General features: G+C 72.5%; 15 protein-coding genes. 13 read left to right on the top strand and 2 right to left on the bottom strand.

Annotated features, from left to right (window positions below):
• Positions 1-4 precede the first annotated feature (4 nt).
• From BDZ31_RS22845 to clpB, 7 genes are all read left to right on the top strand, one after another.
• Entirely contained in the window at positions 5-934 is a 930-nt protein-coding gene (locus tag BDZ31_RS22845; protein WP_183345513.1) for a PfkB family carbohydrate kinase, read from the top strand.
• A gap of 7 nt (positions 935-941) precedes the next feature.
• Complete coding sequence (locus BDZ31_RS22840) at positions 942-1,667, top strand: endonuclease III domain-containing protein (RefSeq protein WP_183345511.1); 726 nt, start codon at positions 942-944, stop codon at positions 1,665-1,667.
• A 66-nt stretch (positions 1,668-1,733) separates the two neighbouring features.
• Positions 1,734-3,653 (top strand): molecular chaperone DnaK, encoded by a 1,920-nt coding sequence (gene dnaK, locus BDZ31_RS22835; protein ID WP_183345509.1) that lies wholly within the window; start codon positions 1,734-1,736, stop codon positions 3,651-3,653.
• Positions 3,650-4,288 (top strand): nucleotide exchange factor GrpE, encoded by a 639-nt coding sequence (locus BDZ31_RS22830; protein ID WP_183345508.1) that lies wholly within the window; start codon positions 3,650-3,652, stop codon positions 4,286-4,288. The genes dnaK and BDZ31_RS22830 overlap by 4 nt, the downstream gene beginning before the upstream one ends.
• A 12-nt stretch (positions 4,289-4,300) precedes the next feature.
• Complete coding sequence (dnaJ, locus tag BDZ31_RS22825) at positions 4,301-5,437, top strand: molecular chaperone DnaJ (RefSeq protein ID WP_183345506.1); 1,137 nt, start codon at positions 4,301-4,303, stop codon at positions 5,435-5,437.
• Positions 5,437-5,964, top strand: coding sequence for a heat shock protein transcriptional repressor HspR (locus BDZ31_RS24595; protein WP_221243283.1), 528 nt, complete (start codon positions 5,437-5,439; stop codon positions 5,962-5,964). Before dnaJ ends, BDZ31_RS24595 begins: the two co-directional genes overlap by 1 nt.
• 61 nt (positions 5,965-6,025) lie before the next feature.
• Positions 6,026-8,590 (top strand): ATP-dependent chaperone ClpB, encoded by a 2,565-nt coding sequence (gene clpB, locus BDZ31_RS22815; protein WP_183345504.1) that lies wholly within the window; start codon positions 6,026-6,028, stop codon positions 8,588-8,590.
• A gap of 45 nt (positions 8,591-8,635) precedes the next feature.
• On the opposite strand, the gene BDZ31_RS22810 is transcribed toward clpB, so the two are convergent.
• Entirely contained in the window at positions 8,636-9,334 is a 699-nt protein-coding gene (locus BDZ31_RS22810) for a hypothetical protein (protein ID WP_183345502.1), read from the bottom strand.
• Positions 9,335-9,471: 137 nt separating this feature from the next.
• Between BDZ31_RS22810 and BDZ31_RS22805 the strand changes: the two genes are divergently transcribed.
• From BDZ31_RS22805 to purE, 3 genes are read left to right on the top strand one after another with little or no spacing between them, the layout of a single operon-like run.
• Positions 9,472-9,753: a GYD domain-containing protein gene (locus BDZ31_RS22805; protein WP_183345500.1), complete on the top strand. Its 282-nt coding sequence runs from the start codon at positions 9,472-9,474 to the stop codon at positions 9,751-9,753.
• Positions 9,754-9,771: 18 nt separating this feature from the next.
• Entirely contained in the window at positions 9,772-11,052 is a 1,281-nt protein-coding gene (purD, locus tag BDZ31_RS22800) for a phosphoribosylamine--glycine ligase (RefSeq protein ID WP_183345498.1), read from the top strand.
• Positions 11,049-11,537, top strand: coding sequence for a 5-(carboxyamino)imidazole ribonucleotide mutase (purE, locus tag BDZ31_RS22795; RefSeq protein ID WP_183345496.1), 489 nt, complete (start codon positions 11,049-11,051; stop codon positions 11,535-11,537). Before purD ends, purE begins: the two co-directional genes overlap by 4 nt.
• Before the next feature lie 99 nt (positions 11,538-11,636).
• Here purE and BDZ31_RS22790 read toward each other — a convergent pair whose 3' ends face one another.
• Positions 11,637-13,163: a beta propeller repeat protein gene (locus BDZ31_RS22790; protein WP_183345494.1), complete on the bottom strand. Its 1,527-nt coding sequence runs from the start codon at positions 13,161-13,163 to the stop codon at positions 11,637-11,639.
• Positions 13,164-13,352: 189 nt separating this feature from the next.
• Between BDZ31_RS22790 and purB the strand changes: the two genes are divergently transcribed.
• From purB to BDZ31_RS22775, 3 genes are all read left to right on the top strand, one after another.
• On the top strand, positions 13,353-14,630 hold the full coding sequence (purB, locus tag BDZ31_RS22785) for an adenylosuccinate lyase (protein ID WP_183345492.1): 1,278 nt from the start codon (positions 13,353-13,355) through the stop codon (positions 14,628-14,630).
• A gap of 445 nt (positions 14,631-15,075) precedes the next feature.
• Positions 15,076-15,270, top strand: coding sequence for a DUF433 domain-containing protein (locus tag BDZ31_RS22780; RefSeq protein ID WP_183345490.1), 195 nt, complete (start codon positions 15,076-15,078; stop codon positions 15,268-15,270).
• 8 nt (positions 15,271-15,278) lie between these two features.
• Complete coding sequence (locus tag BDZ31_RS22775) at positions 15,279-15,674, top strand: DUF5615 family PIN-like protein (protein ID WP_183345488.1); 396 nt, start codon at positions 15,279-15,281, stop codon at positions 15,672-15,674.
• Positions 15,675-15,755 lie beyond the last annotated feature (81 nt).

The raw sequence follows: 15,755 nt of genomic DNA, 5'->3' as shown, positions 1-15,755 counted from the left end.
TGGCGTGACTGCGCCCCGCGTCCTCTGCCTCGGTGAAGCGCTCGTCGACATGGTCTGCGAGCGCCCGGTCGCCGACCTCGCCGAAGCCGACGCCTTCGTGCCGTCGTTCGGCGGCGCGACCGCGAACGTCGCCGTCGTCGCCGCCCGTCACGGCGCCGCGGTCGCGCTCGCGGGTGGCGCCGGCGACGACCCGTGGGGCCGCTGGCTGCGCGACCGGCTCGACGGGGAGGGCGTCGACACGCGCTGGTTCGCGCTCGACCCCGATGCCCGCACGCGGCTGGCGTTCGTCGCCGTCGACGGCGACGGCGAGCCGGCCTACAGCCTCTACGGCGACGATCCGCGCGCGGTGCTGCGCGCGCTCGGCGGCGGCGCGGACGCCGACGGGCGCGACCCCGCGCGTGAGGCGCTCGACGCCTGCGACGGCCTCTTCGTCACGACCAACGTGCTCGTCGACCCCGACGAGCGGGAGCTGGCGCTCGCGCTGCGCGAGCGGGCGCTCGCCGACGGCAAGGCGGTCGTCTTCGACCCCAACATCCGGCTCCACCGTTGGAGACTGCGCTCGCAGGCGCAGTCGTACGCCAACGCCTGCGTCCGCGACGCGCTGCTGGTGCGGGCGACGCTGGCGGAGGCGCAGCTGATGACCGGCGAGACCGACCCGGAGATGGCGGCGCGGGCGCTGCTGAAGGGCGGCGCGCGGATGGTCGCGCTGACGCTCGGCGAGCACGGCGCGCTGCTGCGCGGCGAGCTGCGGCTCGACGTGCCGGGCGTCCCCGCGCGCGTCCGCTCGACGATCGGCGCCGGCGACACGCTCACCGGCGTGCTGCTCGCGCGGCTGGCGCTCAGCGGCTGGTACCCGGCGGCCGCCGCGGCGGCGCTGCCCGACGCCGTCGAGGCGGCCGCGCGCGCGACCGAGCGCTGGAGCGCGATCGGCTAGTGGCCTGATGGCGCGCAAGACCGACGCGTCGGGAGACGCGCTCGTCACGATCCCGAAGGGGGAGTGGAGACGGCCAACGCGCCGCCGCGTCGTCGGCATCCGCGACAAGCTGCGCTCCGTCTACGGCATCCCGATCATGCCGCCGCACGAGCAGCCGCTCGACGAGCTGGTGCTGACGGTCCTGTCGCAGTCGACCAACGACCGCAACCGCGACGTCGCCTACGAGCGGCTGCGCGAGCGCTTCGACGACTGGGAGGCGGTGATGGAGGCGCCCAACGCCGAGGTCGAGGAGGCGATCCGGCCGGGCGGGATCTCGAAGGTCAAGTCGAAGCGGATCCAGGAGATCCTGCGCGCGATCGACGACTCGCCGGAGGGCAGGGGCCTCGACCTCTCCTTCCTGCGCGAGGCGACCGTCCCGGAGGGGCAGCGCTACCTCTGCTCGCTCCCGGGCGTCGGCCGCAAGACGGCGGCGTGCGTGCTGCTGTTCGCCTACGGGCTGCGCGACGTGCCGGTCGACACGCACGTCTCGCGCGTCGGCATGCGGCTGCGGATCCTGCGGCCCGGCGCGCCGTTCGAGGAGCTGCACGACGAGATGCTCGACCTCTCGCCGCGCGGCGAGGAGCTGGAGCTCCACGTCAACCTGCTGCGCCACGGCCGGCGCACCTGCCACGCGCGCAGACCGGACTGCCCGGCGTGCGTCCTGGCGCGCGTCTGTCCCAGTCGGCAGCTGTAGATCTTCTATACTCGCGCTTAGATTTTTTCCTCGAGACCCCCGCAGCACTGCGAAGGAGTTCAGTTCATGGGCAAGACGATCGGCATCGACCTCGGCACGACCAACTCCTGTATGGCCGTCCTCGAGGGTGGCGAGCCGACCGTGATCGAGAACGCCGAGGGCGGCCGCACCACGCCGTCCGTCGTCGCCTTCACGCAGGGCGGCGAGCGTCTCGTCGGCACGGTCGCCAAGCGCCAGGCAGTCACCAACCCCACCAACACGATCTTCTCGATCAAGCGCTTCATGGGCCGCAAGGAGGCCGAGGTGCGCGAGGAGGAGTCGATCGTGCCGTACAAGGTCGTCGCCGGTCCCGGCGGCGACGCGCGCGTCGAGGCCGACGGCAAGCAGTACTCGCCGCCGGAGGTCTCCGCGATGATCCTCCAGAAGCTGAAGGCCGACGCCGAGGCCTACCTCGGCGACACCGTCGACAGCGCGGTCATCACCGTCCCCGCGTACTTCAACGACGACCAGCGCCAGGCGACCAAGGACGCCGGCAAGATCGCCGGCCTCGACGTCAAGCGCATCATCAACGAGCCGACCGCCGCGTCGCTCGCCTACGGCCTCGACAAGGAGAGCGACCAGACGATCCTCGTCTTCGACCTCGGCGGCGGCACCTTCGACGTGTCGGTGCTCGAGATCGGCGACGGCGTCTTCGAGGTCAAGTCGACCGCCGGCGACAACCACCTTGGCGGCGACAACTTCGACAAGGCGATCGTCGACTGGCTCGTCGGCGAGTTCAGAAGAGACCAGGGCATCGACCTCTCCGCCGACCCGATGGCGCTGCAGCGGCTCTACGAGGCGGCCGAGAAGGCGAAGATCGAGCTCTCCACGACGCAGGAGACGCAGATCAACCTGCCGTTCATCACGGCCGACGCCTCCGGCCCCAAGCACCTCGACATGCGTCTCTCGCGCGCGAAGCTCAACGAGCTGACCGCCGCGCTGCTCGACCGCACCGTCGTGCCGGTCCGTCAGGCGCTCGACGACGCGAAGGAGAAGGGCGCCAAGTCGATCGACCACGTCGTGATGGTCGGCGGCATGACGCGCATGCCGGCCGTCCAGGAGAAGGTCAAGGAGCTGACCGGCAAGGACCCGCACCGGGGCGTCAACCCGGACGAGGTCGTCGCCGTCGGCGCCGCGATCCAGGCCGGCGTGCTCGCCGGCGACGTCAAGGACGTCCTGCTGCTCGACGTCACCCCGCTCACGCTCGGCATCGAGACCAAGGGCGGCGTGATGACGAAGCTGATCGAGCGCAACACGACGATCCCGACGCGCAAGTCGGAGGTCTTCTCGACCGCCGAGGACAACCAGCCCTCGGTCGAGATCCACGTCCTCCAGGGCGAGCGCGAGATGGCCCAGTACAACAAGTCGCTCGGCAAGTTCCAGCTGACCGGCATCCCGCCGGCGCCGCGCGGCGTGCCGCAGATCGAGGTCGCCTTCGACATCGACGCCAACGGCATCCTGTCGGTGTCGGCGAAGGACCTCGGCACCGGCAAGGAGCAGAAGATCGAGATCAAGGCCGGCTCCGGGCTCTCCGACGACGAGATCAGACAGATGGTCGGCGACGCCGAGGCGCACGCCGAGGACGACCGCAGGGCGCGCGAGCTGGCCGAGGCGCGCAACAACGGCGAGAACGCCGCCTACCAGGCCGAGCGCCAGCTGAGAGACCTCGGCGACGGCGTCGACGCCGCCTCCAAGGAGGAGATCGAGGCCGCGATCAAGGCCGTCCGCGACAGCCTCGAGGGCGAGGACGCCGCCGCGATCACCGCCAAGACCGAGGCGCTCCAGTCGGCCTTCCACAAGGTCTCCGAGGCGATGTACCAGCGCGCCCAGGAGCAGCAGGCGGCCGCCGGCGCCGACGGCGCCTCGAGCGACGGCGCCTCCGCGTCCGGCGCCTCCGAGGAGGAGGAAGACGTCGTCGACGCCGAGGTCGTGGACGAGGGCAGATGACGATGGACGCCGAGCAGCAGCGCGATCTGACGCCGGAGGAGGCGGCCGCCGAGCGGGCGGCCGCCCCCGAGGCGCCGCAGGGGGCCGACTCCGCGTCCGACGGCGTCCAGGGGACCGCCGCCGAGGAGGAGGCCCGCGCCGCCGGCCAGGAGGTCGAGCACGACCTCGACGAGCTGGTCGCGAAGGCGGCGAAGGCCGACGAGTACCTCGCGCTCGCGCAGCGCACCCAGGCCGACTTCGAGAACTTCCGCAAGCGGATGTCGCGCGACGTCGTCGTGGCGCAGGAGCGCGGCGTGGCGAAGCTGGCGAAGGAGCTGCTGCCGGCGCTCGACAACCTCGAGCGCGCGCTCGCCGCCGCCGAGGCCCCCGCGGCCGAGGCCGGCTCCGAGCCGTCCGAGCAGCCGCTGGCGGCGGGCGTCAGGCTCGTCCAGGACGAGCTGATCGCGGCGCTCGGCCGCGTCGGGATCGAGCGCTACTCGCCGAGGGGCGAGCCGTTCGACCCCAACGAGCACGAGGCGATGGTCCAGCAGCCGGTCGAGGGCGCCGAGTCCGGCACCGTCGTCGAGGTCTACCAGCAGGGCTACAGACTCGACGGCGTGATCCTGCGCCCGGCCCGCGTCGTCGTCGCTGCTTAGGAGAACAGCCGCATGGCCGCAACGAAGCCCGACCTCTACAAGATCCTCGGCGTCGGCAAGAACGCCAGCGACGAGGAGATCAAGAAGGCGTACCGCAAGCTCGCGCGCAGATACCACCCGGACGCCAACCAGGGCGACGCGAGAGCGGAGGAGCGCTTCAAGGAGGTCTCCGCGGCGTACGACGTCCTCTCCGACCCCGACAAGCGGAGAGCGTACGACCGCGGCACCGGGCCGTTCGCGGCCGGCGGCCCCGCCGGCGGCGGCTTCGACCCGAACGCCTTCGGCGGCAGCTTCAGCGACATCCTCTCCAACCTCTTCGGGGGCGGGGGAGGCGGCGGGCGCGCCTCCGGGGGCGCCGGCCAGCGCGCGACGAGACCGCGCACGCAGCGCGGCCGCGACCTCGAGACCGAGGTCTCGCTGAGCTTCGAGGAGGCGATCGAGGGCACGCAGGCATCGCTGGCGGTGCCGACCTCGACGACCTGCGAGACCTGTCGCGGCAGCGGCGCCAGACCGGGCACGGCGCCGACGATCTGCCCGGTCTGCCAGGGGCGCGGCGTCGAGTCCCAGGGCCAGGGGGTCTTCTCGATCTCCAAGCCCTGCTCGCGCTGCGGCGGCAGCGGCTCGATCATCGAGAACCCCTGCCCGACCTGCGGCGGCAGCGGGGCGCGCCGCACGATCAGGCGGCTCAAGGTCAACATCCCGGCCGGCGTGCGCGACGGCAGCCGCGTGCGGATCGCCGGCAAGGGCGAGGCCGGCCTCAACGGCGGCGAGCCCGGCGACCTGTTCGTCGTCACGCGCGTGTCGGCCTCGCCGATCTTCAGACAGGTCGGCGACCGCGTCGAGGTCGAGGTCCCCCTGACCGTGCCCGAGGCGCTGCGCGGCGCGACCGTCGAGGTCCCGACGCTCGACGGCTCCAAGAAGCTGCGCGTGGCGCCCGGCACCAGACACGGCACCGTCCAGCGCCTGAGAGGCGAGGGCGCGCCGAAGCTCGGCGGCCACGGCAGAGGCGACATCCACTACCGCTTCACGATCGAGCTGCCGAGAGACCTCACCGCAGCCCAGCGCAAGGCGGTCGACGAGCTGGCCAAGACGATGGACGGCAACCCGCGGGCGCGGCTGTTCCGCGGTAGGACCGAGGCGCGTGCGTGATGGCCGGCCCGCGGCGATATCGCACGACGACCCGCATCGAGGTCAGCGACGACCGCGGCGTCTTCATGATCTCGGTCGCCGCCGAGCTGGCCGAGATGCACCCGCAGACGCTGCGGATGTACGAGCAGCGCGGGCTGATCACGCCGAAGCGCTCGCCGAAGGGCACGCGGCTCTACTCGCACGCCGACGTCGAGCGGCTGCGGCGGATCCAGGAGATGACCGCCGAGCTGGGGATGAACCTCGCCGGCGTCGAGCGCGTCTTCGAGCTGGAGGAGCAGCTGGAGGCGGCGAGCGCGAAGGTGCGCCGGCTGGAGCGGCGCGCGCGCGAGCTGCAGGAGGAGGTCGAGCGGCTCGAGGAGCTGCGCCGCTCGCTGCGCGCGGAGATCGTGCCGTACGTCGGACCGGGCGCGATCGTGCCCGTTCGGCCGCGGCCGCCGCGGCACAGAATCCCCGTCGAGCGGCCGGGTGCCGCCGACCGGGGAAACCCGCAGGACGGCGCGGAAGACCACCCTGTCCAAGACGACTGACCCGCGCTAAGATCTAAGTCGCATCGACTTAGATCTCGAACCTCACGGGAGGACCCGCCGGATGCAGCTCGACCGCTTCACGATCAAGTCACAGGAGGCGATCCAAGCCGCACTGCGGCTGGGCGAGGAGCGGCGCAACCCGCAGGCGACGCCCGAGCACCTGCTCGCCGTCCTGCTGACGCAGCCGGAGTCGATCGTCCCCGCCGTCCTGCGCAAGGTCGGCGCCGATCCCGTCGTCGTCCGCAACGAGACCAACGCCGCGCTCGACGGACTGCCGACGATGTCGGGCCCGAGCGGCGGCTCCGGCCCGTCGACCGAGCTGGTGCAGGTGCTGCGCGCCGCCGAGCACGAGATGCGCCAGCTGAACGACGAGTACGTCTCGACCGAGCACCTGCTGCTGTCGCTGTCGGGCCACAACTCGAAGGCCGGCGAGATCCTGCGCGCCGCGGGTGCCACCCACGAGCACCTCGACACGGCGATCAGAGAGGTCCGCGGCCCCCATCGCGTCACCGACGCCGCGCCGGAGGACAAGTACCAGGCGCTGGAGAAGTACGGCCGCGACCTGACCGAGGCGGCGGCGCTCGGCAGACTCGACCCGGTCATCGGCCGCGACACGGAGATCCGCCGCGTCGTCCAGGTGCTGTCGCGCCGCACGAAGAACAACCCCGTCCTGATCGGCGAGCCGGGCGTCGGCAAGACCGCGATCGCCGAGGGGCTTGCGCAGCGGGTCGTCTCCGGCGACGTGCCCGAGTCGCTGCGCGACCGCAAGGTCGTCTCGCTCGACATCGGCGCGCTGATCGCCGGCGCCAAGTACCGCGGCGAGTTCGAGGACCGCCTGAAGGCCGTGCTGAAGGAGATCCAGGAGGCCGGCGGCCAGGTGATCCTCTTCATCGACGAGCTGCACACGATCGTCGGCGCGGGCGCCGGCGAGGGCGCCGTCGACGCCGCCAACCTGCTGAAGCCGATGCTCGCGCGCGGCGAGCTGCGCGCCGTCGGCGCCACGACGCTCGACGAGTACCGCAAGCACATCGAGAGAGACCCGGCGCTGGAGCGGCGCTTCCAGCCGGTCTTCGTCGGCGAGCCCTCCGTCGAGGACACGATCGCGATCCTGCGCGGCCTGAAGGAGCGCTACGAGGTCCACCACGGCGTCGACATCCAGGACTCGGCGATCGTCGCCGCCGCGACGCTGTCGCACCGCTACATCTCCGACCGCTTCCTGCCCGACAAGGCGATCGACCTGATCGACGAGGCCGCCTCGCGGCTGCGGATCGAGATCGACTCCAAGCCGACCGAGATCGACGAGATCGACCGGCGCATCATGCAGCTGCAGATCGAGCTGCAGGCGCTGGAGAAGGAGACCGACGAGGCCTCCGTCGCCCGTCGCGAGGCGATCGAGCGCGACGTCGCCGACCTGCGCGAGCGCTCGGCCGCGATGACCGCCCAGTGGCAGCGCGAGAAGGAGGCGATCGAGTCGGTCAAGACCGTCCGCGAGCGGCTCGAGCAGGCGAAGATCGAGGCCGAGCGGGCCGAGCGCGCCGCCGACCTGCAGCGCGCCGCCGAGCTGCGCTACGGCGAGATCCCCGCGCTGGAGAAGCAGCTCGCCGAGGCCGAGGCGCGCGAGAGCGCCGGCGAGTCGGCCGACGCCGCCGAGGCGGCGCAGTTCCTGAAGGAGCGCGTCGACGGCGAGGACGTCGCGGAGGTGATCGCGACCTGGACCGGCATCCCCGTCAGCCGCCTGATGGAGGGCGAGGTCGAGAAGCTCGTGCACATGGAGGAGCGCCTCCACCAGCGGGTGATCGGCCAGGACGAGGCGGTCGAGGCGGTCGCCAACGCGCTGCGCCGCTCGCGCGCCGGCCTGCAGGATCCCGACCGCCCGATCGGCACCTTCCTCTTCCTCGGCCCGACCGGCGTCGGCAAGACCGAGCTGGCGCGGGCGCTCGCCGAGTTCATGTTCGACTCCCAGGACGCGATGGTCCGGCTCGACATGTCGGAGTACATGGAGAGACACTCGGTCTCCCGCCTCGTCGGCGCGCCGCCCGGCTACGTCGGCTACGAGGAGGGCGGCCAGCTGACCGAGGCCGTCCGCCGCCGGCCGTACTCCGTGGTCCTGCTCGACGAGGTCGAGAAGGCCCACCCCGACGTCTTCAACGCGCTGCTGCAGGTGATGGACGACGGGCGCCTGACCGACGGCCAGGGCCGCACGGTCGACTTCAAGAACGTCGTGCTGATCATGACCTCCAACATCCCCGGCGGCCGGATCGGCGCCGAGGGCCACTTCAAGCCGGAGTTCATCAACCGGCTCGACGACATCGTCGAGTTCGCGCCGCTCTCGCGCGAGCAGCTGGCGGAGGTCGTCGACATCCAGGTGGCGCGGCTGGTCAAGCGGGTGCGCGAGCGCGAGATCGACGTCGAGCTGACCGACGACGCGCGGACGCTGCTCGGCAACCTTGGCTACGACCCGACCTACGGGGCGCGGCCGCTGAAGCGCGTGATCCAGAAGCGGCTGGTCGACAAGCTCGCGCTGGCGATCCTGCAAGGCGAGTTCCAGGCGGGGGACCTCGTCGAGGTCGACGCCGTCGAGGGCGAGCTGACCTTCACGCGCGCGGCGCGGCCGGTCGCGGCCTGACGCGGCGAGCGGGGTGGACGGCGGGCGCCGCGCGGGCGCCTGCCGTCAGCCGCGGGCTCTTCTTCTGCCCGACGCGCTTCTCGGCTTGGCGATTCTGAATCTGATCGTCAGCCGCGGGGTCGTTCTGCGCGACCAGCGGCGGGAGGTGTCGACCTGGAAGCGCCAGAGGCCGAAGCTGTATCTGAACGGGAAGAGCGCGATCGGGCCGGTCTTGAGCGCGCCGCAGACCCCGTCGGAGGTGCCGATCCGGATCGTCCGCTTGAGCTTCCCGTTCGGCTGGATGTAGTGGACGTAGACCCCGCGTCTGGGGCCGATCCCGAGCACGCGCCAGCGGACCCGCAGCCTCGCCGGGTCGCCCGATTCGGGCGTGAAGCTCGCCGTCAGCGGCGACATCAGGAAGGTCGTCGAAGCGACGTTCGGCCCGTCGGTGACCGACAGCGTCAGCTTCCGCGTCCCGTTCCTGCCCTCGTAGGCCGGCGCGGTGAAGCGGGCCCGGACGCGGCCGCGGCCGTCGGTTCTGCCGCTGCCCAGCTCCTTGGTCCCGGACAGCTTCGCGGTCCAGGTCGCGTTCGGCTTGAAGCCCCTGCCGGTCAGGACGCCCGTGTCGTTGCTGAGGTAGCAGCCCGGGTCGAGCGTGATGCGGGCCTTCGCCTGCGCGGAGGCGGCGGCGCCGCCGGCGAGCGCGGCGGCGGCGAGCGAGAGCGCCGCGAGGCGGGCGGCGGCGGCGTGGCGCGAACGAATCACGCGAACCATGATGGCCTACAAACGCCTCGGGCCGCCAGTCGATGCGGTGCGGCCGTGTTGGCGCCGACGCTTCTCGTGGGATAGAAACCAGGGAAGGAGACGGAAGCCGGACTGGACGACACCGACGGGAGGCCCCGATGCCGACGTACGTCATGCTCTCGAAGCTCACGCCCGAGGGCACGCAGACGATCAAGAACAACCCGCAGCGCATTCGCGAGATCAACAGAGAGGTCGAGCAGCTCGGCGCGAGAGTGCTCGCGCAGTGGGCGACGCTCGGCCGCTTCGACTTCGTGAACATCGTCGAGGCCCCCGACGAGAAGACGATCTCGCGCGTCTCGCTCGAGCTCGGCTCGCGCGGCACCGTCCAGTACGAGACGCTGACCGCGATCCCGATCGACGACTTCATCTCGGCGCTCTAGCGCCAGCCGGTCCACACAGTGAGCAAGAAGGTCCTCGTCATCGGCGCCGGCGGGCGCGAGCACGCGATCGTGCGCGCGCTGAAGCGCTCGCCGCAGTCGCCCGAGCTGCTCTGCGCCCCCGGCAACGCCGGCATCGCCGCCGACGCCCGCCTGCTCGACGTCGTCGTCGGCGACGTCGACGGGCTGGTCGCGGCGGCGAAGGCCGAGGCGGTCGACTTCGTCGTCGTCGGCCCGGAGGCGCCGCTGGTCGACGGCGTCGTCGACGCGCTCGCCGCGGCGGGCGTCGCCGCCTTCGGCCCGGTCGCCGCGGCCGCGCGGCTGGAGGGGTCGAAGGCGTTCTCGAAGGAGGTGATGGCGGCGGCCGGCGTGCCGACCGCCGCGCACTCCGTCGTCACGACCGTCGAGCAGGGGATGGCGGCGATCGACCGCTATCCCGTCGTGATCAAGGCCGACGGCCTCGCCGCCGGGAAGGGCGTGATCATCGCCGCAGACGAGGCGCAGGCGCGCGAGGCGCTGGAGGCGTTCCTCGTCGAGCACCGCCACGGCACCGAGCAGGTCGTCGTCGAGGAGCACCTCGTCGGCGAGGAGCTGTCGCTGCTGGCGGTCTGCGACGGCGTCCGCGCGCTGCCGCTGGCGCCGGCGCAGGACTACAAGCGGATCTTCGAGCACGACGAGGGGCCGAACACCGGCGGCATGGGCTCCTACTCGCCGGTCCCGGGGATCGACCCCGCGCGCGTGCGCGAGCTGGCGGCGCAGGTCCACCAGCCGATCGTCGACGAGCTGGCGCGCCGCGGGACGCCCTTCCACGGCGTCCTCTACGCCGGGCTGATGATGACCGCCGACGGGGTCAGAGTGCTCGAGTACAACACGCGCTTCGGCGACCCCGAGACGCAGGCGGTGCTGCCGCGGCTGCAGGGCGATCTGCTCGACCTGCTCGAGCGCGCCAGCCGTCCGGGCGGGCTGGAGGGCGCCGAGCTGACGTTCTCGCCGCAGTGGGCGGTGACGCTCGTGCTGGCGAGCGCCGGCTACCCGGAGTCGCCGCGGACCGGCGATCCGATCGACGGCCTCGACGCCGTCCCGCCGGGGATCGAGGTCACCCACGCCGGCACCGCGCGCGGCACCGACGGCGCGATCGTCACCGCCGGCGGCCGCGTCCTCAACGTCACCGCGCTCGGCGACGACGCGGCGGCCGCGCGGGCCGCTGCTTATGCTGCGGCGGACAAGATCGCGTTCGAAGGACGGCAGCTGCGGCGAGACATCGCCCTGCGCGCCGTCGACGACACTGGGAGCACCGCATGACCGACGAGCTGTCCGCCGTCCCCTCTGAGTCCTCCGGCACCGCCGAGACCGTCGCCGCGTTGGAGCAGGAGCTCGACGCCGACGGCGTGCTCGTCGGGATCGTGATGGGCTCCGAGAGCGACATGCCGGCGATGGAGAAGGCCGCCGCCGAGCTGACCAGACGCGGGATCGCCAACGAGATCAAGGTGATGTCGGCCCACCGCAACCCCGACGTCGTCGCCGAGTACTCGAAGACGGCGCGGGCCCGCGGCCTGAAGGTGATCATCGCCGGAGCCGGCCTCGCCGCCGCGCTCCCCGGCGCCGTCGCCGCCCACACCGACCTGCCCGTGATCGGCGTGCCGCTGACGAGCAAGACCTCGGTCGCCGGCGGCCTCGACGCGATGCTCGCGATCGCCCAGATGCCCCCCGGCGTCCCGGTCGCCTGCGTCGGTGTCGACAACCCGAAGAACGCGGCCGTCCTGGCCGAGCGCATCATCAACGCGTAGCGCGCCGACGCGCCCGCGCTCGTCACGTCGACGTCGACGTCGACGCCCTCGTGAGGAGCAGCGGGGCGGCCGGCCGGTCCGGCCGCCCCGCCGCAGCCGCTATCTCGCGACGACGATCGCGACGGTGACGCGTCTGCCGATCGCACTTCTGCCCTTGTAGACGCGGACGACGATCCGGTACCTGCCGGTTCTGACGGTCGCGCGCAGGGGGACCTTGACGAGCTTGCGGCCCGGTCTGCGCAGGCGGGTCCGCGCCATCGCGACGCGCGTGCGCGGGCGCTTTGCTCTGCGCACCTCGATCACGAAGCGGCGCGCGCTTCTGGCCGAGACGCGGACCGGCACGTAGCGGCCCTTGCTGAGCGCGATCCGCTTCCACGCCGCGATCGTCGCGCCGCCGGTCGTGGCGGTCGCGGGCCTGCCGGAGGCGTTCGGCGGCGTGCCGGCCGCTCCGCCGCCGCTGCCGCTCGGTCGTCTCGTCGTCGGTCTTCTGGGCGCAGGGTCTCTCGGCGTCGGATCGCCTGGCGTCGGGTCTCTGGGCGTCGGGCCGTCGGGCGGCGCGGGGACGGCGTTCGCGTTCGTCGTCCGCACGAGCGCGCCGCCGGCGCCGCCGACCATCGCGCGGCCGGCGTCGGCGAGGTCGACCGCCCGCCAGGGCGTCGTCGCGAGCGCGCCGTCGGCCGGCTGGCGGTGGGCGACGGTGCCGTCGACCGACGTCAGGATCGCGCCGCCGTCACCGGCCGCGACGACCGTGCCGCCCGCGTACGCGACGTCGTACAGCCTGTCGCCGACCGGGAGCCCGTCGCTGGCCCGCCGCACCGGCGTGCGGCCGGAGGCGCCGATCGCGTAGTTGAGGCCGCCGTTGGTGCTCGTGACCCAGAGGCGGCTGGCGTTCAGCGGGTCGACCGCCAGTCGCGGCACGCCGCCCGCGCCGATCGTGAGGCCGGCGAGGTGGGACGCCGGCGAGGCCAGCGCGTCCGCGCTCGTGAAGACCTCGCCGAAGTCGTCGGTGACGAAGCGGAGGGTGGCGGGCGCCGTGGGGAGCGCGAAGCCGTCGGTGACGGCGTCGGTCATGTCGCCGACGCGGCAGCCGCCGCCCGGCGCGATCCGGTTGACGTCCGAGGGCGTGGCGATCGGCTCGTCGCTGCGCAGCACGATCGGCTGGTTCGTCCCGCCGCCGCCGACGTAGTATGCGGTCGCGTTCCCGGCCCAGAAGACCCCGGAGAGACGCGTGACGGCCGTCCCGTCCGCGCTCGTGCAGCTTCTGTAGGTCGGCGTCAGGACGACCGTGCTCCACGTCGCGCCGCCGTTGACCGACCGCTGCACGCGGCCGTCGCTCGTCACGGCGAGGCCGACGGCGCCGCCGGGCTGGAACGCGAGGTCGACGTAGGGCGCGCCCGGCAGCGTCCCGGTCCCCTCGACGAACGCGCCGCCACTCAGGCGGAGGATTCTGCCGTCGGCGGTCGCGAACCACGCGCGCTCGTCCGACTGGTAGTCGATCGCGGTGATCTCCGCGGTCGTCCCGGACGGGACCTGGGTCCACGTCGTCGCGGCGCCCGCGGGCGCCGCGGCCGCCGCGAGCACGGTCGCGCCCGCCGCGGCAGCGGCGAGCCTGCGCGTCTTCAACATCGCCAGCTCCTTGGCCTGGTCGGCGGTCGCGCTCGCGGCCGCTCCCGACGGCCGCGCGACCGCTCAGCTCGAATTCCGGCCCAACGTACCGCCGGAATGGCGCGCTGACCGTGTCGTCTTGGTCTCGTTCCGGTCTCACCGCGGCGGCCGTCGCGGCGCCCTCGCGGCCCCGCTTGCGATGATCGGGCCATGATCGCTCGCTACACGCGCCCGGAGCTGGGCGCTCTCTGGACCGACGAAGCCCGCATGACCGCCTGGCGCGACGTGGAGGTCGCGGCCTGCGAGGAGATGGAGGGGCCGACGGCGGAGGAGCTGGAGGCGATCCGCGCGGCGACCTTCACCGTCGACGCGGTGAACGAGCGCGAGAAGACGACCGACCACGACGTCGCCGCCTTCGTCGACGTGCTGTCGGCGTCGGCGGGGCAGGCCGGCCGCTGGATCCACTACGGCCTCACCTCCTCCGACGTGCTCGACACGGCGCTCGGCCTCCAGCTGAAGCGGGCCGGCGAGGTGATCGTCCCCGGCGCGCACCGGCTGACCGAGGTGCTCGCGCGTCGCGCGCGCGAGCACAAGACGACGGTGATGGCCGGCCGCACCCACGGCGTCCACGCCGAGCCGACCACCTTCGGGATCGTGCTCGCCGGCTTCGCCTTCGAGGCCCACCGCAACGCGCAGCGGCTCGAGCGCGCCTTCGCGCAGGCCTCCGTCGGCGCGATCTCTGGCGCCGTCGGCACCTACGCGGCGACCTCGCCCGACTTCGAGGAGCGGGTGCTCGCCCGCCTCGGCCTCGGCCGCGAGCCGATCTCGACCCAGGTCGTCGCGCGCGACCGCCACGCCGAGCTGCTGCAGGCGATCGCGCTCGCCGGCGCCGGCCTGGAGCGGATCGCGACCGAGATCCGCCACCTGCAGCGGACCGAGGTGCGCGAGGCCGAGGAGCCGTTCCGCAAGGGGCAGAAGGGCTCCTCTGCGATGCCGCACAAGAGAAACCCGATCAAGACCGAGCAGATCACCGGCCTCGCGCGGCTGCTGCGCGGAAACGCCCAGGCGGCCGTCGAGAACGTCGCCCTCTGGCACGAGCGCGACATCTCGCACTCCGCGCCCGAGCGCGTGATCCTGCCCGACTCGACGATCCTGATCGACTACCTCCAGGCGCGCACGACCGCCGTGGTCGACGGCCTCGTCGTCCACGAGGAGCGGATGCTGGAGAACCTGGAGATCACCTCCGGCGCGCTCTTCTCGCAGCGGCTGCTGCTGGCGCTGATCGAGCAGGCCGGCTTGATCCGCGACGACGCCTACCGCATCGTCCAGCGCACCGCCCAGCAGGCGTGGGACACGCGCACCCCGCTCAAGCAGCTGATCGCGCAGGAGCCCAAGGCGGCCGGCCTCGACCTCGACGCGATCTTCGACTATGGCCACTACTCGCGCCACGCCGACGAGCTGATCGCGCGGCTCGACGAGATCGCGTGACCGCGCCTGCCGCATGACGTGCGCGGAATCGGGTCGAGGAGACCCATCCCGCGCACCTCATCGATCGTTCGGCCACCCGGTTCCGGGGCCTGCGCGTCTTCTGCGCAGAATCTTTAGGAGATCCCACATACGCGGGGGCGAGATCTCGGATGCGCCTCCATACGATCCGGCGCATGGCGATCGCGGTGCGCGAGATCACGTTCGGAAGAGGGGTCTACTGGCTCGGTGACCTGGAGCGGTACGTGGCGCTCCAGTACGGCGCGGGTCGCGGACGACAGGTCGCGCGATGGATGCGCACGGTCGTGAGACCCGTCGGGCACCGGCCGCGCAGCGGCGACTACACCTTGGTCAGCCTCTTCGCGATCGGCGAACTGGCGTCGCGCGGGCTTCGGCCGGCGAGACCCTCGCCGACCGCCCCGCACGGACCTGGGCGCCGATGCCGCACGTGCTCGTCAACCCGGCGATCCAGCTCGGCGAGCCTTGCATCGCGAGAACGCGCATCCAGACGTGGGTGATCCAGTCCCGTTTCGAGGACGGCGAGACGGCCGAGGAGCTGCAGGCCGACTTCAGCGATGTCTCGCTGGCCGCGGTGCACGCCGCGCTCTCTTTCGAGCGTCGCTTGGCGCGGGCGGCGGACTGACCTCGACCATGCAGCTCTTCCTCGATCACAACCTGTCGAGAACGGTCGCGTCGGCGCTTCGTGAGGTCGCACTCGACTGTCACGCCACTGGCGATACCGGCTGCCCACCCAGCACCGCGGACGATGACGAGATCGCGCGGTGGTGCCGGGAGCGCGGACGGATCCTCGTGACGGCCGATCGGTCGCGGAGAGACGACGGCATGCGGGTCGCGCTGGAGGCGCACAGACCGTTCGTCGTCCAGTTGCGTCGGCCGCCGGGCGCCGTTTCGCTGCTACGCGGGCTGCTCAACGCATGGGAGGCGATCGGTGACGCGTCGGGGCGGGCCTCGCGTCGCGGCGTGTGGATGAAGCTGAACCTCGATCCGGAGACCGGACATGTCAGCCGTGTGCGCAAGAAGCGCTGAACCGAACGTGGCACGGAGGTCGGCGCGTTGAAGCCGCGATGTGCTGGAGACGTGCGCGGCGCGGGCTGTCATCCCCCGCCG

The sequence above is a fragment of the Conexibacter arvalis genome (assembly GCF_014199525.1).
Lineage (GTDB): Bacteria > Actinomycetota > Thermoleophilia > Solirubrobacterales > Solirubrobacteraceae > Conexibacter > Conexibacter arvalis.
The sequence above is the reverse complement of the archived record's forward strand: the minus strand, read 5'-3'. Positions and strand labels throughout refer to the sequence as shown.